This window comes from Aliidiomarina soli (assembly GCF_003986975.1).
Classification (GTDB): domain Bacteria; phylum Pseudomonadota; class Gammaproteobacteria; order Enterobacterales; family Alteromonadaceae; genus Aliidiomarina; species Aliidiomarina soli.
This window is the reverse complement of the sequence record NZ_PIPO01000002.1, coordinates 255,476-276,350: the sequence shown is the minus strand read 5'-3', so window position 1 is coordinate 276,350 and position 20,875 is coordinate 255,476. Positions and strand designations below refer to the sequence as shown.

The following is a 20,875-nucleotide window of genomic DNA, read 5'->3' as shown; positions in this document are numbered from 1 at the left end:
ATGGCAGAGACCTGTGTTCGTCAAAAAATTGCACCACCGAAACCGGACAGTAGGCGCTTCTACTCCTCCTTCTTGGCTCGCGGTTTAAAAAAAGGCCTGGGTTCCGGTTTCTCCAAATTGCCATGAAACAACTGACGCCCCTCTCTCAAGCCACCAACCAGCTCCAGCTCCACCCGCTTTGAGTCACGGTGACGCACTTCATTAATAGCATCTTTTGCCTGCTCCTCACCAAAGCCCAATCCCGTCAGCACAGCCTGACTGAACACCAATGCAGATTCAAAGGTCTCGCGGATCTGAAACTCCACCCCCGCTTTGATTAGCTGCAGTGAATGGCCACGATCGTATGAACGAACATAAAGTTTAGTCATTGGAAAAGCTGACTGGCACAGCTCCACAATTCGGTTCGCAGACTCAGGGGTATCAACGCACACCACTATAGCTTCGGCTGTTTCTGCACCCGATGCACGTAACACATCGAGACGCGTACCATCTCCATAATGAACCTTGAACCCGAAGTTAGCGGCCGATCGGATCATATCTACGTTGCTCTCGATCACTGAGAGTTCGACACGGCGCGCCAGCAACGCCTGGCTAGCTACCTGAGCGAATCGGCCAAAACCGATAAAGAGCACCTGTCCACGTAGGCCGTCAGCCTCATCGATGCCATGAAAATCCGTAATAGCGCCCCCCCGGTGCATTTTCGCCTGAGCGAGCAGTATAATGGGCGTGAACGCCATCGAAATAATCACAATCGCGCTCATAATAGCGGATGCGCGCTCATCGAATATGCCCGCTGCTGTCGCGGCTGCATAAAGGACAAAAGCAAACTCGCCGCCTTGAGCAAACAACGCCGTCCTTTTCATTGCAATAGCATGTGTGGAGCGTGTTAAACGTGCGATAACATAAATGCCAAGCCCCTTCACTGCCATAAAGACGATGACGCCACCTAATACTATGCGCCATTCATTGGCAACAATCTGTAGGTTTAGCGACATGCCTACGCTCAGAAAAAATAAACCTAGCAAGATGCCGCGAAACGGCTCGATATCCGCCTCCAACTGATGCCGGAAGTTAGATTCAGCAAGCAGCACGCCTGCGATGAAAGCCCCCATCGCCATCGATAAACCTACACTTTCCAAGAGCACGGCTGACCCCAAGACTACCAGCAATGCAGCAGCAGTGAGTACTTCTCGTGCTCCGGTGCGGGCGATGATGCGGAAAAACGGGTCAAGCAGCCAATGTCCGGCTACCAACAATGTCGTCAATCCCGCAACGGCGATAGCAGCGGATTGCCATACCGGCGCGGTATTCGCGTCTGCCGAGTTGGCTAATGTGCCCCACAGTGCAACCAGTGCCAATAAAGGTACAATCGCCAGGTCCTCCAGTAGCAGGATGGAAATTGAGCGCTGTCCTTCAGGAGACGCAGTTTCGCCCTCCTCTTGCAGCAGTTGCATAATGACCGCGGTTGATGACAGTACAAAGCCCATAGCCCCGACCACGGCAACGGGAAATGAAACCCCCGCCGCCATCGCGACCAGCGTCAGCAAGATACCGCAGGTGGCGACTTGCGCTACGCCGAGCCCGAATATCTGCCGTCGCAGCGTCCACAACTTGGATGGCCGCATCTCCAGGCCAATGATGAACAGGAACATGACAACGCCTAACTCCGCGGTGTGCAAAAGCGTTTCAGGGTTGCTAATCAATCCCAAGCCGAAAGGACCTACTGCAAGACCGGCCGCAAGGTAGCCAAGCACGGAGCCTAATCCAAAACGCCTGAACAGTGGTACAGCAACGGTAGCAGCCCCCAATAAGACCACAGCCTGTACCAGGCTAAAACCAGATGCGTCTGTCATCAGACCTCCGATGGTGTTGCTTTATAATTGTTTCAATCATGGTGTCTCTCCGGCATAGCACTGTTCATCAACAATGTGGTCCTGTTCTTTAGCTTATGAACTATGGAGTACGCCCATAAAGTCGGGGGTAATCATGTTCGCAAGCTGAGATTTTGCAGTCATTAGTGCTTTTTCGCGCGATTCGGCTCCGGAACCAACTTTTTCGGCATGCACAAAGCTGATATCGGTTATACCGATAAAGCCCAACAACGTCTTCAGATAGGGTTCCTGGAAATCCATTGCTTTAGTAGGCCCTTCAGAATAGATCCCGCCCCGCGATTCGATGACTATGACACGTTTGTTTTGCAGTAGCCCCTGCACAGAACCGTCCTTATAGGCAAAAGTAACCCGCGGCCGGAGCACATGGTCAAACCAAGCCCGTAGCGTCGACGGTATACTGAAGTTGTACATCGGCGCGCCAATCACAACGACATCAGCGGCCTTTAATTCAGCAATCAGCTCGTCCGAAAGGGCTTGTGCTGCCAATTCGGCTTGTGTTTCAGCAACTGCTCTGATGCCGGCAACGGTGGAGGATGTCAGATGCGGTATGGCTGCATCTCCAACATCACGATAGATAATCTCGGCGTTGGGGGCTACTTCCAGTAACCGCTGTACAGCGTCCTCCGCCAAAGTTCGTGACACCGATGTGCCACCTGACAAGCTGCTGTTTATAACCAGGATTTTACTCATGAGCGTTGCTCCTTTGAATCACCTATTGAAATAGCATTAAGTCGTGCATTTACCGATACTTCGTTCTGCAATAGCCCCAATGTTCGGCACCTCTGCCCGGCCGCTGATGCGACCACGAATAGCAACAAGGTCATGTCGACCAGAAGTCATGATGATACCTCTGATATTTTGAGGAAGGGTGATTTACCGATAAACGAGTGTCGACGACGACACTCACCCCTGGACAAGAAGAGAATGCCATCCCAAATAGTGATGGCGGTAGTATACATTCAGATAGTATCCATTTATCTACATCAGACCCGACCTGGTCTGACACACCTCCCCGCAAAAGTCAGAGTTTCCAGCATTGTGCTGGCGAGAGATCGTCAAGCTTCCGATTTCGGGTCAGATAATGACAACCCATATACAGCCACGGTATTGAGTCGCTCAAGGAAAACGAAATATTGATTCGTTTTTTGTCAATGGTGTTTGGGGGGGGCTGGCATAAACTTACTGCTATCGGGTATGGACCTTTTTAGTCATGAATAGCGAGGCAGAAGTAAAGCAAGCTATTACATGACTTTCCGACAGGAAAGTTTGGCAACTCGGAACACACCTAGGAATACACCTAAGTGTTGAATGTGCATCAAGCACTATTCTTTTTAGGGGAAATAGAATGAGTAAACCATATACTCGTTTAGACAAAAATAACGCAGCCGTACTCTTGGTAGACCACCAAGCAGGCCTTTTATCTCTGGTACGCGATATTGATCCAGATAAATTCAAGAACAATGTCTTAGCTCTAGCTGATTGCGCAAAGTATTTCGAGCTACCAACTATACTAACAACCAGTTTTGAGCAAGGACCAAATGGTCCATTAGTTCCCGAGTTAAAAGAAATGTTTCCTGATTCACCCTATATTGCACGTCCAGGACAAATCAATGCTTGGGATAATGAGGAATTTGTTAAGGCAGTTAAAGCAACAGGGAAGAAGCAACTCATCATCGCAGGTGTTGTAACTGAAGTTTGTGTAGCGTTTCCTGCACTTTCTGCACTTGAAGAAGATTTTGATGTTTTCATCGTTACTGATGCATCGGGAACGTTCAATGCAATCACTCGTGATGCAGCTTGGGATCGTATGTCTGCGGCTGGTGCCCAATTGATGAGTTGGTTTGGCTTGGCGTGTGAGCTTCACCGTGACTGGCGAAATGATATTGAGGGTTTAGGCAATCTTTTTTCTAACCATATTCCAGATTACCGAAACTTAATCAACAGCTACACCACTTTCCAACCAGAAAAGTAAAGATATTGAGGGTACTTATCCAGGTTATGCCGGTGCGAAAGTACTTAGCACTCCAGTATAGAGGAATCTCAACATGAGCAAGGCATCTGATCTGTTCATCCAATGTCTGGAGGAAGAGGGGGTAGAGTATATTTTCGGGGTTCCCGGCGAGGAGAATCTCGACATGCTCGACAGCCTCAGCCGCTCGACCAAGATCCAGCTGATTCTTACCCGGCATGAGCAGGGCGCAGGCTTCATGGCCGCCACCTATGGCCGACATACCGGCAAGACCGGCGTATGCATGGCGACGCTGGGACCGGGCGCTACTAATCTGGTCACTGCCGCGGCCTATGCCCAGCTTGGTGGCATGCCGATCCTGATGGTCACCGGGCAAAAGCCGATCAAGAAGTCTAAGCAAGGTCGCTTCCAGATCCTGAATGTGGTCGACATGATGCAGCCGCTGACCAAGTTCACCCACCAGCTCGCCAGCGCTGACAACATCCCCAGCCGTGTGCGCGAGGCCTTCCGGCTCGCCGAAGAGGAAAAGCCCGGCGCAACGCATATCGAGTTTCCCGAAGATATTGCTGCCGAGCAGACCGAATCGGTGCCGCTCAAGCGCAGCCACACTCGGCGGCCCAATGCCGATATGAAGTCGGTCCGCGCTGCGGTGCATGCGCTCGAAAAGGCCAAGTCGCCAATCCTGGTGATCGGCGCAGGCGCCAACCGCACCATGACCAGCCGGATGCTGCTCCAGCTCATCGAGAAGACTGGCATTCCGTTCCTTACCACTCAGCTTGGGAAGGGCGTGATCGACGAACGTCACCCCAGATTTGTCGGTTGCGCGGCCCTGTCGGCGGGCGACTTTGTTCACCGCGCGGTAGAGGCCGCCGACCTTATCGTCAATATCGGCCATGACGTGATAGAGAAGCCGCCGTTCTTCATGCAGGCCGGCGGCACGCAGGTGATCCACATCTCGTCAAAAACCGCCGAGGTCGACCCGGTCTATTTCCCGCAGATCGAGGTTATCGGCGACATCGCCAACGCGATCTGGCAGATCAAACAGGACATCGTTCCCAATGGGGGCTGGACGTTCGACACGATGCTGGCGGCGCGTAAAGGTCAGGTTACGCACACCGCGTCAATCTCGGGCGATGCACGCTTCCCCATCTTCCCGCCCTTTCTGGTCGAACAGGTTCGCGCGGCAATGCCCGAAGACGGCATCATCTGCCTCGACAATGGAGTGTACAAGATCTGGTTCGCGCGCGACTATCCGGCTTACCGCCCCAACACCGTGCTGCTCGATAATGCGCTCGCCACTATGGGCGCTGGCCTGCCCTCGGCCATGGCGTCGGCGATGGTCTATCCTGAGCGTAAGGTGATGGCGATTTGCGGCGATGGCGGCTTCATGATGAACAGTCAGGAAATGGAAACCGCCGTTCGCTTAAAGCTCAACATTACCGTGCTGATCTTGAATGACAACAGCTATGGAATGATCCGCTGGAAGCAAACAAACATGGGCTTCAAAGACTGGGGACTGACCTATAACAACCCCGATTTTGTTAAGTATGCGGAAAGCTACGGCGCTTTCGGCCATCGCGCCGAAAGCGCCGAGCATCTCAAGCAGTTGCTCACGCTTACCTGCGACACGCCGGGCGTCCATCTGATCGACTGCCCGGTTGATTATTCGGAGAATGACCAGATTCTCAACATCGACATCAAGATGCTATCAAAGGCATTGTAATCGTTGTCCCTTTTCCACGGCCCCCGGCGTCGGGGGAAAAGCACGTACACCGGGAGTTTCCAATGACCATGCTCAAGTCCGTCTATCCGCTCTATCTCAACAACGTGGCGCAGCAACCGAATACCGATCTTGCTGTGACCGACAAGTTTACCGGCGAGGTCGCGTTTCGCGTCGCGCAGGCCGATATGGCGACGATCGATGCGGCGATCAAAGGAGCGGTCGAAGCGGCACAACCGATGGCGCAGATGGCGAGCTACGAGCGCCAAGCGGTGCTTACCCATTGTGTCACCCGTTTCACCGAGCGCTTCGATGAGCTCGCGTACGCGCTGTGTGTCGAGGCAGGCAAGCCGATCAAAGATAGCGAAGGTGAAGTTGGCCGGCTGATCGACACCTTCCGCATCGCCGCCGAAGAGTCGGTACGGATGACCGGCGAGGTCCAGCCGCTCGACATTTCGGCGCGCTCCAGGGGCTACCAGGGCATCTGGAAGCGCGTGCCCATTGGACCGTGCTCGTTTATCTCGCCGTTCAACTTCCCCCTCAACCTGGCCGCGCACAAGATCGCCCCGGCGCTTGCGGTGGGCTGTCCGTTCGTGATGAAACCGGCGAGTCGCACCCCCTTGGGCGCGATCATCATCGGCGAAGTGCTTGCCGAGACCGACCTGCCCAAGGGCGCATTCTCAATCCTGCCCGCCAGCCGCGATGGGGCCGACCTGTTTACCACCGACGAGCGACTCAAACTGCTCTCGTTTACCGGGTCGCCCGATGTCGGCTGGGACCTCAAGGCGCGCTGCGGCAAGAAGAAGGTGGTGCTTGAGCTGGGCGGCAATGCTGCGGTAATCGTCGACGCTGATGCTGATCTCGACGATGCGCTCGAACGCGTCATTTTCGGCGCCTTCTACCAGTCTGGGCAGAGCTGTATCGGGGTGCAGCGCATCATCATACATGCCGATGTCTACGACCGCTTCCGCGACATGCTAGTCGCCAGGACCAAATCGCTGGTGGCAGGCGATCCTAAGCTGCGCGATACATTCATTGGTCCGATGATCCACGCCAAAGAAGCAATGCGGCTCGAAACCTGGGTCAACGAGGCGGTCGCCGCTGGCGCCACTCTGCTCTGCGGTGGCAGCCGCGACGGCGCGATGCTCGATGCTACTCTGCTCGAAGACGTTCCTGCCGATACCAGAATCGTCACTGAAGAGGCGTTCGGCCCGATCGCTTTGCTATCAAGTTTCACTGATTTTAATGCTGCTCTCGCCGAGGTCAACGCCTCCAAATTCGGCTTGCAGGCAGGTATATTCACCCGCGACCTGTTCAAGGTGCTCGACGCCTGGGACCATCTCGATGTTGGCGGCGTGGTGATCAACGACGTGCCCAGCTACCGCGTTGACAACATGCCCTATGGCGGAGTCAAAGATTCGGGGCTGGGCCGTGAAGGCGTGCGTTTCGCCATGGAAGACATGACCGAAATCCGCAATCTGGTTATCCGACGGGCATAAACTGGACATCGTAGACACTTGATTAATCGTCAGACCGCATCTTGCCGGCATGAGGGAACTTTCCTTGACGATACGCGGCATAGTAGCCGGCCAGTTCTTCTTGAGACCCCGCAATAAACGGTCCCTTTGCAACCACCGAAATGTTCTGCGGCTGACCAGCGTAGAGTAGTAGCCGAGCGCCTTTATCCCCCGCCTGCAATTTAAGCAGACTGTCGCCATCGCCCATGGGGCCCATCCAGCCCACGCTATTCTTAGCTAGTTTCTCGGCAGTGGCACCAACCTCTACTTCACCTTCAATTCCCACCACAAATGCGTTGTAGGTAGCAGGCAAATGCGATGCGAAGTTAGCTCCGGACTCCAGCCGGATGTCAACCAACGTCACCGGCACAGCATTCTTCGTCGGTGCCGCCGCGTTACCTAACTTGCCGCTGTAGACTGTCGCCTGGACGCCAGGCTCAGTATGCTCCGGCATCTCAGTGCGGCGTAGGATTTGCACTCGGGGTGGCATGTTGCGTTGCGCCTCTGGCAGGATCAGCCAAAGCTGGAACAAACGCATTCCGGTGGAGACCGTCGCGTTCTCAGAATGGACGATGCCGCTGCCAGCAGTCATCCATTCGACATCGCCCTCCTCCAACCGCCCACCGGTATCTTCCATCGAGCCATTGAGCATGAAGGTCACTGTTTCGAGACCGGCATGGGGGTGCGCCGCGCCAAACCTTCCACCCTGCGTGATGTTGTCATCGGCCATAAGGAAAAACGGGTCAGTTGCGGGTAGATTATCAGGTGCTATCACCAAAGCGGCCTTATGTCTTTCTCCGTCGAACCCCGGACCCAGCGCGGGTATCCGGGTGACACGTTCAATTGATCTTTCAAGCATTGGGCAAGTCCTTATCCAGTTATGGGCGGCTCGTCATGAATTGACAGCGCCTTTACATTCTAGCCTAGAATTACGGACCTACCTGACCGAGTCTAGATGCGTATTCGGAAACACAGTGTTGCTCAATGCACAATCCCGAGGTTGGCGGCCGGCCGTTTATACTTGCCTGATGTCATATCACCTCGATAGCCAACGTGAGTAGCTCTTGATAAATAAGATCCTTAACTTTCTGAATACGACAAAGATCCGCGACCACCTGAATGAGGAAGTCACAGAGTTCCCCGAGCATGAGCGTTCTCCCGTACCCGGGTCGCCCGCAACGCCGACACATGGGCCCGCTACTCGATTGGCCTACGCCTTTGTCGCAGTACTGGTTGGGATTACTGTAGGTTTAAGTAACGCGCTGGTGAGTGTCAACACGCTTCAATTGCAACAAATAATGAACCTAAGCGCATATCAAGTGGCGTGGCTATCGACCTGTTATGTAATGACCGCTGTCTCGGCTAACTTACTGTTGATCAAGGTTCGACAGCAATATGGCCTGCGTCGCTTCACTCTGGCATTCCTAAGTCTGCATGCCGTCCTGGCGTTGATACTAGTGTTCGCGCCGGGCTTTGAGGCAACGTTGTTGGTACGCGCAATCAGCGGATTCGTCGCCGTAGCACTGATACCGCTTTGTCTATTCAACATGATGCAGGCTTTTCCTGCAAGATGGCGTATGCGGGGTCTGGTACTTGGCATCGGAGTGACGCAATGCGCCATACCTTTAGCCCACGTCCTGTCGCCATCGTTACTTGCCAGCGAAGGATGGCGCTCATTGTTTCTACTTGAGGCGGGACTCGCATTACTTTCACTTGCGGCATTGGGGATGCTCCGCCTGCCGCCGGCAGAGCGAGTTCGCGTTTTCCAGCCGCTCGACCTATTAACTTTCGTTCTGATGGGCAGCGGCCTGGCACTGATTGCCGCTGTGCTGGGCCTGGGCCGATGGGAGGGGTGGTTTCAGGCTACATGGATAGTCACGTCGCTTTTCATCGCCATACCGGCGTTGCTAATAGCAGGTGCGATTGAGACGTTCCGCCAGACGCCCCTGTTGAACCTTCGTTGGCTTGGCCGTGGCGACGTTGCGCGCTTCGCCGTAGCAATATTTATGGCGCGGATCGTGTTGGCAGAGCAGGCATTCGCGATCGGTGTAGTGAGGGAATTGGGCGGCACAGCGCAGCAACTTACCACACTATCGATGGCTATGTTGGGCGGAGCCATCGCTGGGGTTCTCAGTAGCGCCCTCACAGTGAATGTCGAGAAGCTTGCCAGGCCCATAATGCTATCTGTAGGAATCATCTCCCTTGCCGCTCTTGTCGAAAGCGTGTCGGGTGGCCCACATCATCTGCAGCGCTTCTACATAACTCAGGCCGCTATCGCTTTTGCCGGGACCTTCTTTCTGGGACCCGCATTACTACTGGGTATCATCAACGCACTGCGACACGGCAACAGGGAGCTTATCAGCTTCATCGTTCTGTTCGGGATCGTCAACGCACTTGGCGCGCTCGCGGGTCCGGCGCTGCTGGGAAGTCACCATGACTGGAGCCGGGCGGTGGGCGGAACCACATTGGACGCAATGTTGGAGACGTCGCGGCTGGTAGCCGTTATTGCCGGGTGCACGACAATCTACCTCGCATTCCTACTGACCCTGCGGATCCGGCGGAAGCTGGCAGAACTGCGGTCCCAAAACAAAACAGACCCGATTTTTCTAACGGGCCCGGCAAACACTCCTATTGCCCTGCCAGCTGACAGTCATTGGCGACCACCACGCCCTGGTATCGCAATGGCGATTACATTTACCGCCATTGCATTGCTTGGTGCTGTGCTGGTTGTAGCTGCCTGGTACCTGCCGGTCTGACGCCCGGATGAAGGCAATTTCATCTGGCAAGTTAACGCGTGAGTGTTGCCACATTAGCAACTCTAAGTTCTTTCTGTACTAGCTAGTCTAACCCTTAGGAGTCTCTACCCTTAGATAAGAGGTGCGCAGACATTGCCTGCAAGCCCTTTTCACTTTCCAACGGAGACCGCCATGAGCAGCTCAAAAGCATCTAAACATTCACCTGATTACCAGACGCGCGGGACAATTTATGACTACTAAAGCACGAGCAGCCGTGATCGAACGTAAGGATGACCCCTTCGTCATGCATGATGTCAGCATTGAAGACCCCCGTCCGGACGAGGTACTTGTACGGATGGTTGCGACAGGAATTTGCGCGACCGACGCACATGTCCGGCATCAGCTGTTGCCTACCCCATTGCCAGCAATTTTGGGTCACGAGGGTGCGGGCATTGTTGAACGCGTCGGTTCAACGGTGACCCACCTGAAACCCGGCGACCATGTCGTGCTGTCCTACAATTCATGCGGGCATTGCAAGCCTTGTCTATCCTCCCACCCGGCCTATTGCGACAAGGTCTTAGAGGCCAACTTTGCTGGCGCCAGACTGGATGGTTCCATAGGTGTTAAGGCGCAAGACGCGGACGATCTCCATGCCCATTTCTTTGGCCAGTCCTCGTTCGCCACTTATGCACTTGCCCATCAACGCAACACCGTCAAGGTGCCAAGTGACATTCCACTGGAAATCCTTGGACCGCTTGGCTGTGGCTTGCAAACCGGGGCTGGTGCAATTCTGAAAGCGATGAAAGTACCGGTCGGCGCCACTATTGCTATCTTCGGAGTCGGCGCGGTCGGTCTTGCCGCGATCATGGGCGCCAAGGTCGCTGATGCCGCTACCATCATTGCCATTGATGTGAATGAGGAAAGACTGGCGCTTGCCAAGGAGCTTGGTGCAACGCATGTCATTAACGCAGCTCGTGGGGTGGATGTCTCCGTCGCCATTCGACAGATTGAGCAACGGGGCGTTGAATTCGTGCTCGATACCAGCGGGCGGGCGTCAAACCTGGACGCCGGGATTGGCGCACTAGCACCGCTAGGGCATTTCGGCTTCGTTGCTTTTAGTGCTCATTCGGAGGCAATGGTCGACGCGTCGCGCCTGGCTGTCGGGCAGACGCTCCAAGGCATTATTCAAGGCGATGCCTTATCTGCGCTGATGATTCCCCAGCTGATCGGACTCTATCGCAGCGGTCGATTCCCGTTTGACCAATTCATCACCTTCTACGATTTCTCGGACATCAACCAGGCATTCGACGACGTTGCTGCAGGCCGAGTCATCAAGGCAGTACTGCGCTTCTGACCACTGACGGAGTTATTGCTCAGCTCTCAACACTAACAAACGCAATATTTAACAGAGAAAGGAAACAAACTATGTGCGACAACCATCAAAAGCCGATTACGGCATCGGATACGCCTGACTTTTTCGGCATCGACCGTTACGGTTTCCCAGAGGCGGGCGAGCATCCGCTCGATCCAGCTGAATACTACCCAGCGTACTTCTGGGGCGAGCGCTTCCAAAGGCTCGGCTATCACTGTGAGGAACTGCGCGACGGTTTTTACTGGGTAACCAGCGGCGGCTATGATGCGGCGTTCGTGGTGACAGACGAAGGCGTGATCGCGATCGATGCCCCGCCAACGCTTGGCGAAAACATGCTGGCCGCGATCGAAGAGGTCACCGACAAGCCGGTGACACATGTGATCTACAGTCACTGGCATAGTGACCATATCGGTGCCGCCTCAGTCTACGGACCGGATGTCGAGATTGTCGCCCACGAGATCACCAAAGAACTGCTGGAGCGCTTTCCTGATCCAGATCGGCCGCTGCCGACGATCACTTTTTCGAAAGAGTATACGCTGACGCTAGGCGGCGTGACCCTGGAGCTGTCTTACAAGGGCGAAAATCACTGCCCCGGCAACATCTTTATTTACGCACCGGCTCAGAAGGTGCTGACCTGCATCGATATCGTCAGCCCTGGCAGCGCCACCTTTATGCACTGCGATGCCTCGCAGAACATCACCGCTTGGTACGAGGCTCAACACCAGATCATGGAATACGATTTCGACTTTCTCGTCGCCGGTCACCATATGAAGTACGGAACGCCCGAACTGGTCAAGGAGTCCATCGAGTATTTCGCTGACATTCTCGAAGGTGCGCAGGCGGCCGTAGATATTTACGCGCGATCCGACCGGCTGATGGACATTGTTCTGAAGCCAGGTCTTGACCGCTTCTGGGTCGGTACCGAAAACTGGATCAACTCGATGGTTAACTACACGACCAAGTACGTACTCGAAAAAAAGACCAGCAATGGCAAGCTCTGGTCTGAGCGTCTGGCAGGTGTGACTACGATGACAAAGTATCACGCCTATACCGTGATGGAATCGATCCGCATCGAGCGGCCGAACCCCAACTACCGGTTGCGCGGCGAGAATCCACCACCGTTTCAAGCCTAAGCTCCACCTCGCGCGGGCGGGATAGGATGATAGCGCTAACCGCAGCATAAGGATAGCGCCTCACTGTTGAGGCGCTATCGCATTGCGTCTTACTATACAAAATCAGGAATAACCAATAATGACTATCTATTCTGCCAAGAACTGGATCGATGGCAGCTTCGTCTCTTCGTTGAAGCGCAGCAATTCCATCAACCCAGCGACCTATGAATCCATTGGAGACTACTCCGATGACGGCGGCGCAGCTGCCGCTGCCGCCATCACCGCCGCTTCCCGCGCTTTTCGTGGCACAGGCTGGGCACACGACACAATACTTCGCGCCAGGGTTCTGGACCAGATGGCCGAGGCGATAGAAAGGAACCGAGAGCGGCTGATCGACATCCTGGCGCTCGAGAACGGTAAGGTTCGGGGCGAAGCTGCAATGGAAGTAGAAGGCTCCCCCGGCAAGTTGCGCTACTGGGCCGCGATGGCGCGCACGGAAGCGGGCCGCTCCACGCAGCCACGACCGGGTAGCCTGTCGATTGTCTTGCGCCAGCCCATGGGAGTAGCTGGCGTTATCGTGCCCTGGAACTCGCCGATCATCCTTGGAGTTCGGTCGTTCGCGCCAGCCCTGGCTGCAGGATGCTCAGTGGTTATGAAGATGCCAGGCCAGGTCGCACAGACTGCAGCCGTGCTGGCAGAGATCCTCGCCGAGGTAAATGACCTCCCGGACGGTGTCATCAACATATTCGCGGAAAGTGGATCAGACGGCGCCTCGCTCTTGGTAGAAAGCCCGGACGTGCCAACGATCAGCTTCACCGGAAGCACGCAGACTGGCGCCGCAATTGGCGCCATTGGCGCGGCGCGGATGAAACGGCTCGGACTCGAACTGGGCGGCAAGGCACCGATGATCGTGTTTGATGACGCTGAAGTACCATCCATGCTGCCAGTGCTTGAGAAGGCACTAACTGTTTTCGCTGGTCAATTCTGCATGACGGGTTCGCGGCTACTCGTTCAGGACGCGTTGTACGACACTGTCCGGGATCAGCTTGCCGAGCGGCTACGCGCGGTGTGTGTGGGTCCGGCTTCTGATCCATCGAGTGACATGGGCCCACTGATCGACAAAGCGAATGTCGGGCGGGTCGACAAGGTCGTCCAAGACGCGATCGACGCCGGGGCCAACGTGATTGTCCGCGGAGGTCCTGTCACGGACGGTCCACTAGCAAAAGGGGCATTCTTCCGCCCCACTATGCTCGAAATCACCGACAACAGTCTGGCGATCGTGCAGGAAGAGACCTTCGGGCCCGTTCTCACTATCCATCGTTTCTCGAACGAGGCTGAAGCCATCGAACTGGCGAACGACAGCGACTACGGATTGTCAGCCAGCGTCTGGACGCGCGATATAAACCGCGCGCTGCGCGTCGCTGGAGCTCTGGAGGCGGGCAGCGTCTTCGTCAACGATTGGGCAAAGGTGTATGACGACACAGAAGAGGGAGGGTTCAAACTATCGGGCCTGGGCAGGCTCAACGGACACGCCGCGCTTGATGACTTTATCGAGTACAAGCACATAGCATTAAGTCCTGGTCTGGCCTGATACCCGGCAGTGTCAGTGCACTGAGGCGGAAGGTTGAGGGGCTCGACACAGTCGGCAACCGCTCACATGGGTTGGCGCAGGTTGATGCCGATCAGTTCAACAGGGATGTGCTGGCGTTTATCCGCAGCTGACTTTTGCGCCGCCCGAATTTCATTCGGACGGTGCACACTTCTAAAATTTATGCACCTCGTCCAGAAACATGTAAATTTCGTCGATGGCAAAGCAGCTCATGAATTGCATTGTCCGTTCAATGCAGCGTTGCCCGTTTCGCAACACAGACTTCCGCAGAATGGCACTACCGCTTTGCGTATGTGGCCAGTACAGTTTAATTTCCAGAAAACGTCTCCGTAACCGGTGCAGGTTTTCCAAGGAAATCACATCTACTCGCAACAACACCAGAGGATATAGCTATGACTTCCCGTGATGATACTTTGCTCACCCCCGACAACCACGCGGTGCTCTTTATTGACCATCAATATCTTCAATTGCTTTCTGTACGCTCCCACACCGCGGAAGAGGTCGTGTCGAACGCCGTTCTGACTGCCAAAACGGCAAAGATTTTCGAAGTACCATTTCTTTTCACCACCGCAATTGCCGAACGCCAGGAACTCATCAAAGACATTCAAGCGGTTGACCCTAATCAGGTGCCAATCGACCGGACTGGCCTGAACTCCTGGGACGACCCACGGGTTGTGGAGTGGGTGAAAAATACCGGTAAGAAAAAGCTCGTGATTGCTGGTCTATGGACCGAAGTTTGTTTGAACATGGCGGTTCTTTCTACCCTGGCTGCAGGGTATGAGGTTTACATCGTAACCGACGCCTCAGGTGGCAGCAGTGTGCGGGCACATGACGACGCCGTGCTGCGAATGACTCAGGCCGGCGCTCGGCCAATAAATGCGTTAGCCTATATCTCTGAATTGCAGCGCGACTGGAAGAATGAGAAGACTGCATCGCAAGTGGTGAACCTGGTTGCCTCAATGGGCGGCACTTTTGGTCAGGGGCTCATGTGGGAATGGCAGTTGTTGGACTTGCAAGAGGGTACGCGCTGAGTCGAGTCTTTGGTCAGTCGATATTCCTCTATCACGGCTGGCCGCTTTCACCCGATGGGGGAGTCAATTTGATGTTGATCATTTCAACACTGACATGCCGGCGTTCATTCGTTGTTCAGATTTTCGGCGCACGAACACTGTTCGGGCGTCGCTGATCGCAGCCTTATCCAAATCTAAGGTAATCATCCAATAATAAGCAGAGCGGTTCCAGGATGGTTGGGAATCAGCACTCCCCAGTTCGCGGGGGTCCTGTGATGGGCGGTCCACTAGCAAAAGGAGCATTCTTCCGCCCCACTATGCTCGAAGTCACCGACAACAGCCTGGCGATCGTGCAGGAAGAGACCTTCGGGCCCGTTCTCACTATCCATCGTTTCGACAACGAGGCTAAAGCCATCGAACTGGCAAACGACAGCGACTACGGATTGTCAGCCAGCGTCTGGACGCGCGATATCAACCGCGCGCTGCGCGTCGCCGGGGCTCTGGAGGCGGGCAGCGTCTTCGTGAACGATTGGACTCAAGTGTATGACGACACAGAAGAGGGGGGATTCAACCCACTCACACTGCCGCATTCATCTTTTCATAGAGGAAATCTATTAGCGCTCGCACCCTCGCGACCCGGGACCGGGCCGCCGGCATGAAGATATGCAGACCGGCACCTTCATTAGGAAAGGCTGGTAACACTACTTCCAGCTCGCCCCGTGCCAGCGAATCCTTAACCATGAACCGCGGAATGAGAGTCATACCCAAACCCGCTCGGGCAGCGGCCAGCAGCATTTGCCCGTTACTGGTGCGAAAGTCGGAGTTCATGCGCACAGTCTCCCAGCCCTCCCTGCATTGGAAGCGCCATTGCCCGGTATCCAAAACATGGAGTAAGGCATCGTGCGAGGTCATTTCAGAGGGTTTGGTTGGTCGTCCTCGTGCATCCAGATAGCCTGGGCTGGCGACAACGACCCAATCGACACAGGCAAGTTTGCGTGTGATTAGTGTCTGGTCTGAGACGGCACCCACCCAGATGGACAGGTCATAAGCTTCCGAAGTCATATCGGCTAGACGATCATCGAAGATAATATCGAACTGAACGCGCGGGTGGCATAGTGCAAACTCGGCGAGCAGTGGCGCGAGTACAAACTCGCCAAACGCAGTTTGGACCTGAACACGAAGGTGGCCGCAAACGTCTCTCGTTAATTTGTTTACGACTTCCTGCGCCGATTCTAATTCAGCCAGACCTGCGCCAGCGCGTGCCTGGTACTCGCGCCCGATATCGGTCGGCGTGGTACCTCTGGGCGTTCGGGTCAGCAGTTGAGCGCCGAGAACCGTCTCCAGACGACTTACCCGGCGGCTCACGATAGACTTGGCAATACCAAGACGTGTGGCAGCAGTCCCAATACTCCCCAACTCCACCACACGGATGAAGGCAATTACATCTAACAAATCAATGCGTGAGTGTTCCTGCATCAGAAACTCCAAGCTCTAAGCGTTCTATCTAGTGCGACGATATAAAATCGCTAACATCAGGGTCTGCTTTATTTTGTTCCTGGCTTTTGGGGGAATAAATTGACTACTACCATGCAATATAGGACACATGTAGAACCCAACAAATTGAAATAAATGACACGTAACATTCGTTTATTAAACATATCCTGTTGTTTATAAACCATTGTACTGAGTGAATTAGAGCTTCTTGTGGAGTATTTGAGTGAGCTTTCTCAAACCAGCCACTCATTTAGTATTCACGATATCGCCGCGAGCGAACAAGATGTTCCAGAATGGTTTCGGAGGAATTTCGCCATTGGGGTCTAATTTCAATGCTTTGCGCCTTTATGCCAACTTTTGCTGGTGTCTCGAGCAAAACGCTGGAATATCCGGTTAACTGGCTTGGTTTCTCGTCCGTTACAGTTCCGTTTCCACCGTGAAATCAACGATGTCCAGTTCGCCCGGATACCAGACTTCGATGGTCTCAGGTTGACCATAAAAGTAGTAGGTCTGATAGCGTGGTTCACGCTCCTCAGGAACATAAACAGGCTGTTTGTGCAACAAAGCCAGATAGCCATGCTCATCTTTGGCCATCAGTTGATAGTCAGTCATTAACGCGGGATCTTTCTTCATCGGCTCGGCTTCTGGCGCATTAAAAGCATTCAAGTCGACCGTCAAGCGGTTGCCTGAAAAGGTTAATCCGCTAGGTAATTCATCAATCGCGTATTGTACTTGTCGCATGTTGGGTGCGGTGACGAAGGATATTTTGCCAGTAATACTGGCTGGACGATTCGGCCAGAGTTCAGGGTCGTAATCAAGGCGCGCAGCCATAAATGGCGCTTCAATGCCGCCGAAGTTGAGCTCCGACGCATAATGAATATCGCCATCAAGGTCCGCATAAAATGCCTCAATACCAGGGTCAATTAAGGGCTTACCCTGGTCGTCCAAAAACAGCAACATCGCGGCACTGGTTTTTATCACGCGCTTCTGCCGGTTCAACAATAGGTCACTACGCAACGGCGGGTAAAACCAAGCGATCTGTTTCGGGTAATCTCCGGGGCGCAGAGAGCTTGGGTCAAACACCGAAAAGTTGCTTTGTTCAATCTGGTCATTCATTTCTGCTGCGCTTAATTCGGCGTGCTCAGCATTCACACTTATACGTTTATCGTAAACGGCTGAGGTGATGTCGAGTTGCGCTAACGCCTGTTCAACAGCGGCATCTGCGGGCACTTCGGTAACCAATTGTTGCACTGGAAGTTGCAGCTGTTTTTCGATGACAGAGTCCCCCTCCTCATAGATCATCAAGGTCACCCGCACTTTATCGATATCACCATTATAGGCCCGCGCGAAATACACACCGTTGCTCTGCTCTTGACTAAACTGACGCTTCAACGCTTCCAGTTCAGCGCGCGCCTCATCAACGTTGACGTCGTTCTCTTGTGCGCGCCGAATCAGATCATGAACAAGTTCATCGACCAACAGTACTTCAGCCATGGGTCGTCGCCGCGTCGCGTGCCAGGTTAAATGGTGACCATTGCTTGCTTGTGCTTCGGCAACAACATCACGCGGACGAAAACGCTGCCCGGCGTCATTGGTTGGATTATCGATATAAATCTCGAAGCGGTTATTCTGCCAGGCCTGCACTGTCAGCGAGTAACCTTGTTGGGTGAGGGTTTTGCCAAGATCCTGAGCGCTAAATTCAAATTCGATGAAGGCAGCAGGCAGTTGTGCCGTAAAGTTGGCACTTACAGACTGTGGTGCTAACTCCTCTTGCTCACTGTTGAGTATACAATACGCATCACCGCTCTTTACCACCGATGGGTAGGTTCGGTCTGGATTGCTTTGGTCAAAAAATGGAAGCGTATCGCCATTGGCTAGTGTGGCCGTTTCGTAATGCAACTGATAGCGAAATGGAAACTCAAAGCCTTCATCAAGTTGCAAGGCTTGCTGTGAACCAAGCGGTGAACAGTGCGGCTCGAAATTGTTTTGCAGAGCGGTCAAGCTGTCCAGGTAGGCGTTCATGAGCGCTTCTGTGCCGGCATAATCATTCATCCGGCTTAATTCTGCAGATTGATACTCGATGTTATAGGCTGGCGCATAAAAACTCATACGCTCCAATCCACGGAAATAATTAGCCCGTTCTTCCTGCCACAATAATTGTGCTAAATCCTGATCAGCCAGCGATTCCAATATGTCATAGTGAGCATTGTAGAGCGCTTCGCGTTGTTCGTACCACTGCACGATCTCTGCCTCAGTCATGTCCTCTACCATCACGTTATCCTGTTTGGCGGTACTCGCAATAGCACTGAATAGTAGCGGGGTGCATACAGCTACGGTAAGGATGATTTTCAAAGCGCCCATCAGCGAGTTCCTTGATCCGGTCAATTGTGGATTTGCTCTGAAAAGACTATCAGGTAAGCCGAATAAGTGACATCAGAAATGACTTATAAACCGTTAATTTACAATGTGTTAACAGATATTTTCGGATGCCTGATTGGCTATTCGCTGTATTGCCAATACGGCGGCGAACCAAACACCGTAACGAAGTAATCAATGACCGCCCTGACATTGAGCGGCTGGTGCCGCGAATCAGGATAAATAGCGGCAATATATTGCGGCGTGGTTTTAATCGCGGTAGGTAGGTCTTTAAGTAGCTTGACCAAACTCCCATCCTTTAAATAGTCGCCGATGAGCCAGTCCGGAAAAAGCACTATACCCGTACCGTTTAATGCAGAAGTAAGTAAGGTCTCTGCATTGTTGGACGCTAAAATGGGGTCAACCATCTGCTGTTCCCAGGCTCCATTTGGAGCCTTAAAAAGCCAACGGTTCGGCCCTGACGAGCCGCTATAAACCAGACAGTTATGCTGGGTTAAGTCCTCTGGAGCTTCAGGTTGCCCATGCATTTTCACATACTCAGGGCTGGCCGCCAGATGGTAAATCTGACTTCCTAAAACCCGCGCATGCAGTGTTGAATCATTCAGTGTATCAATGCGAAAGATAACATCCGCAGGCTCGATATGTGGGTCAATGTAGTCATCTGTTAGCGTTAGTTCAACACGAAGTTTGGGGTGGCGCAGGAATAGACCCGGTAACCAGGGTGCGAGATGCCGCTGGCCAAAAAAGACAGGCGCATTTATTCTGACAACCCCTTCCGGCTCTTCCTTTCGGTCCTGCAGTTTATTACGTACATCAAGCAACTGCTCGCTCGTCTCACGAGCAAATTCAATAAATAGGCGAGCCGCCTCGGTTGGCATGATCGCTCGGGTATTGCGATAGAACAGTTGCTGCCCTAATGCGTCCTCTAACTGCTGGATCACACGGGAAACCATGGACGGCGAGACCCCTTCCCGTCTTGCCACGACTGAAAAGCTTTTGCTGTCGTACACGGCAATAAAAAATTTCAGTGCTCTGATATTGATTGCGTTAACTGAATTCATTTGTGCAATATTCGCAAAGGTGTTTAGTGCACCTTCCCATTTTTCAGTTGATGAGTCTAGGGTAGGCTGCTGCTCTTGAAAAGTAAGGAGTAGCGTATGCAAATTATCATGGTTTTATTGACCGTACTGGCCGGAATGGGACTCTCAGTCGAAGCCGGTCTATTGGGGCCGCTTGGAGAACAGGTCGGAAAGCTCTGGGCCACATTCAGTATTTTCGGAGTTGGTGCCGCGCTGACCTTCCTCCTCATGCTGTTTTTCAGTCCCCGAAATAGTCCTTCGTTCTCGTCCCAGCCCGCGTGGACGCTTTCAGGTGGCTTGCTAGGACCCGTCTATGTCGTCGCACTGACCGTAACCGTTCCGGTGATTGGCATTGCCATGACTATGATTGGGATTCTAGTCGGGCAAATTACCAAGAGCTTTATTATCGACCACTATGGTCTGTTCGGTACACCGCCACGCAAAGTCGACCGCAGACGCATCGCCGCTTTGTGTTTCATTATTGCCGCTCTCGCTCTCATGGCTCTCGATTAAGGAACTTTTATGACTTTAATAATGATTATTATCGCCATTGCTGGCGGTGCAGCACTTAGTATTCAGGCCGCCGTAAACGGCGAGTTAGGCAGTAAAGTCGGCGTCTTCAGAAGTGCCTTTTTGACCTTCCTCCTGGGTGCCATTATTACCGGGTTGCTCATATTTTACTTTGAACCGACTTACGCAACGACACTGGCAGATGTGCCGAAATGGCAATTACTCGGTGCCTTATGCGGCGTTCCCTACATTGTCATCATGGTGATGGCCGTACAGAAAATTGGCACCGCCGTCGCGACAGTGGCGGTTATTTTCGGTCAACTCGCAATGAGCATTCTGATTGACACCCTTGGCTGGTTTGGTAACTCAGAAGTGACACTATCGCTTTCACGAGTTGGCGCTGTGCTGTGCCTGGGCGTTGCTTTGTATTTCATACATTCGAGTATTAAAAACGAGAGTGCTTAACTCTCGGATTCGAAT

The 20,875-nt window shown here is 53.5% G+C and carries 17 protein-coding genes; 11 read left to right on the top strand and 6 right to left on the bottom strand.

Translation table 11 applies throughout. From position 1 onward, the window contains the following. Nucleotides 1-59 precede the first annotated feature (59 nt). Both CWE14_RS04890 and CWE14_RS04885 read right to left on the bottom strand, forming a co-directional pair. Nucleotides 60-1,853, bottom strand: coding sequence for a monovalent cation:proton antiporter-2 (CPA2) family protein (locus CWE14_RS04890; protein WP_126798374.1), 1,794 nt, complete (start codon nt 1,851-1,853; stop codon nt 60-62). Between the two features lie 93 nt (nt 1,854-1,946). After that, nucleotides 1,947-2,582, bottom strand: coding sequence for an FMN-dependent NADH-azoreductase (locus tag CWE14_RS04885; RefSeq protein ID WP_126798373.1), 636 nt, complete (start codon nt 2,580-2,582; stop codon nt 1,947-1,949). A gap of 655 nt (nt 2,583-3,237) precedes the next feature. Between CWE14_RS04885 and ycaC the strand changes: the two genes are divergently transcribed. From ycaC to CWE14_RS04870, 3 genes are all read left to right on the top strand, one after another. Further along, on the top strand, nt 3,238-3,864 hold the full coding sequence (gene ycaC / locus CWE14_RS04880) for an isochorismate family cysteine hydrolase YcaC (protein ID WP_126798372.1): 627 nt from the start codon (nt 3,238-3,240) through the stop codon (nt 3,862-3,864). A 73-nt stretch (nt 3,865-3,937) separates the two neighbouring features. Further along, nucleotides 3,938-5,584, top strand: a complete 1,647-nt coding sequence (locus CWE14_RS04875; protein ID WP_126798371.1) for an acetolactate synthase large subunit — start codon at nt 3,938-3,940, stop codon at nt 5,582-5,584. 68 nt (nt 5,585-5,652) lie between these two features. Continuing rightward, nucleotides 5,653-7,080: an aldehyde dehydrogenase family protein gene (locus tag CWE14_RS04870; protein WP_198676545.1), complete on the top strand. Its 1,428-nt coding sequence runs from the start codon at nt 5,653-5,655 to the stop codon at nt 7,078-7,080. A 22-nt stretch (nt 7,081-7,102) separates the two neighbouring features. Here the strand turns inward: CWE14_RS04870 and CWE14_RS04865 are convergent, their stop codons facing one another. Next, entirely contained in the window at nt 7,103-7,957 is an 855-nt protein-coding gene (locus tag CWE14_RS04865) for a pirin family protein (protein WP_126798369.1), read from the bottom strand. A gap of 205 nt (nt 7,958-8,162) precedes the next feature. Here CWE14_RS04865 and CWE14_RS04860 point away from each other — a divergent pair, with 205 nt between their 5' ends. From CWE14_RS04860 to CWE14_RS14875, 6 genes are all read left to right on the top strand, one after another. Continuing rightward, nucleotides 8,163-9,854, top strand: coding sequence for an MFS transporter (locus CWE14_RS04860; RefSeq protein WP_198676535.1), 1,692 nt, complete (start codon nt 8,163-8,165; stop codon nt 9,852-9,854). A gap of 229 nt (nt 9,855-10,083) precedes the next feature. Then, nucleotides 10,084-11,187 carry an NAD(P)-dependent alcohol dehydrogenase gene (locus CWE14_RS04855; RefSeq protein WP_126798368.1) on the top strand — a complete coding sequence of 368 codons (1,104 nt, stop codon included), beginning with the start codon at nt 10,084-10,086 and terminating at the stop codon, nt 11,185-11,187. Nucleotides 11,188-11,258: 71 nt separating this feature from the next. Next, nucleotides 11,259-12,338, top strand: coding sequence for an MBL fold metallo-hydrolase (locus tag CWE14_RS04850; RefSeq protein ID WP_126798367.1), 1,080 nt, complete (start codon nt 11,259-11,261; stop codon nt 12,336-12,338). Nucleotides 12,339-12,456: 118 nt separating this feature from the next. Beyond that, entirely contained in the window at nt 12,457-13,908 is a 1,452-nt protein-coding gene (locus tag CWE14_RS04845) for an aldehyde dehydrogenase family protein (protein WP_126798366.1), read from the top strand. A gap of 410 nt (nt 13,909-14,318) precedes the next feature. Beyond that, nucleotides 14,319-14,957, top strand: a complete 639-nt coding sequence (locus tag CWE14_RS04840) for an isochorismatase family protein (RefSeq protein ID WP_126798365.1) — start codon at nt 14,319-14,321, stop codon at nt 14,955-14,957. A 212-nt stretch (nt 14,958-15,169) separates the two neighbouring features. After that, nucleotides 15,170-15,595 carry an aldehyde dehydrogenase family protein gene (locus CWE14_RS14875; protein WP_420837095.1) on the top strand — a complete coding sequence of 142 codons (426 nt, stop codon included), beginning with the start codon at nt 15,170-15,172 and terminating at the stop codon, nt 15,593-15,595. Here CWE14_RS14875 and CWE14_RS04830 read toward each other — a convergent pair. From CWE14_RS04830 to CWE14_RS04820, 3 genes are all read right to left on the bottom strand, one after another. Beyond that, the gene (locus CWE14_RS04830; protein WP_126798364.1) at nt 15,513-16,412 is read right to left on the bottom strand and encodes a LysR family transcriptional regulator; all 900 of its coding nucleotides are present in this window, start codon (nt 16,410-16,412) and stop codon (nt 15,513-15,515) included. The genes CWE14_RS14875 and CWE14_RS04830 overlap by 83 nt on opposite strands. 435 nt (nt 16,413-16,847) lie before the next feature. Beyond that, complete coding sequence (locus CWE14_RS04825; RefSeq protein ID WP_126798363.1) at nt 16,848-18,791, bottom strand: hypothetical protein; 1,944 nt, start codon at nt 18,789-18,791, stop codon at nt 16,848-16,850. Between the two features lie 137 nt (nt 18,792-18,928). Next, on the bottom strand, nt 18,929-19,867 hold the full coding sequence (locus CWE14_RS04820) for a LysR family transcriptional regulator (protein WP_126798362.1): 939 nt from the start codon (nt 19,865-19,867) through the stop codon (nt 18,929-18,931). Between the two features lie 96 nt (nt 19,868-19,963). On the opposite strand from CWE14_RS04820, the gene CWE14_RS04815 reads away from it, so the two are divergent. Together CWE14_RS04815 and CWE14_RS04810 are read left to right on the top strand one after the other, a co-directional pair. After that, nucleotides 19,964-20,398: a DMT family transporter gene (locus CWE14_RS04815; RefSeq protein WP_126798361.1), complete on the top strand. Its 435-nt coding sequence runs from the start codon at nt 19,964-19,966 to the stop codon at nt 20,396-20,398. 9 nt (nt 20,399-20,407) lie between these two features. Next, complete coding sequence (locus CWE14_RS04810) at nt 20,408-20,860, top strand: DMT family transporter (protein WP_126798360.1); 453 nt, start codon at nt 20,408-20,410, stop codon at nt 20,858-20,860. The last annotated feature ends 15 nt before the right edge of the window (nt 20,861-20,875 follow it).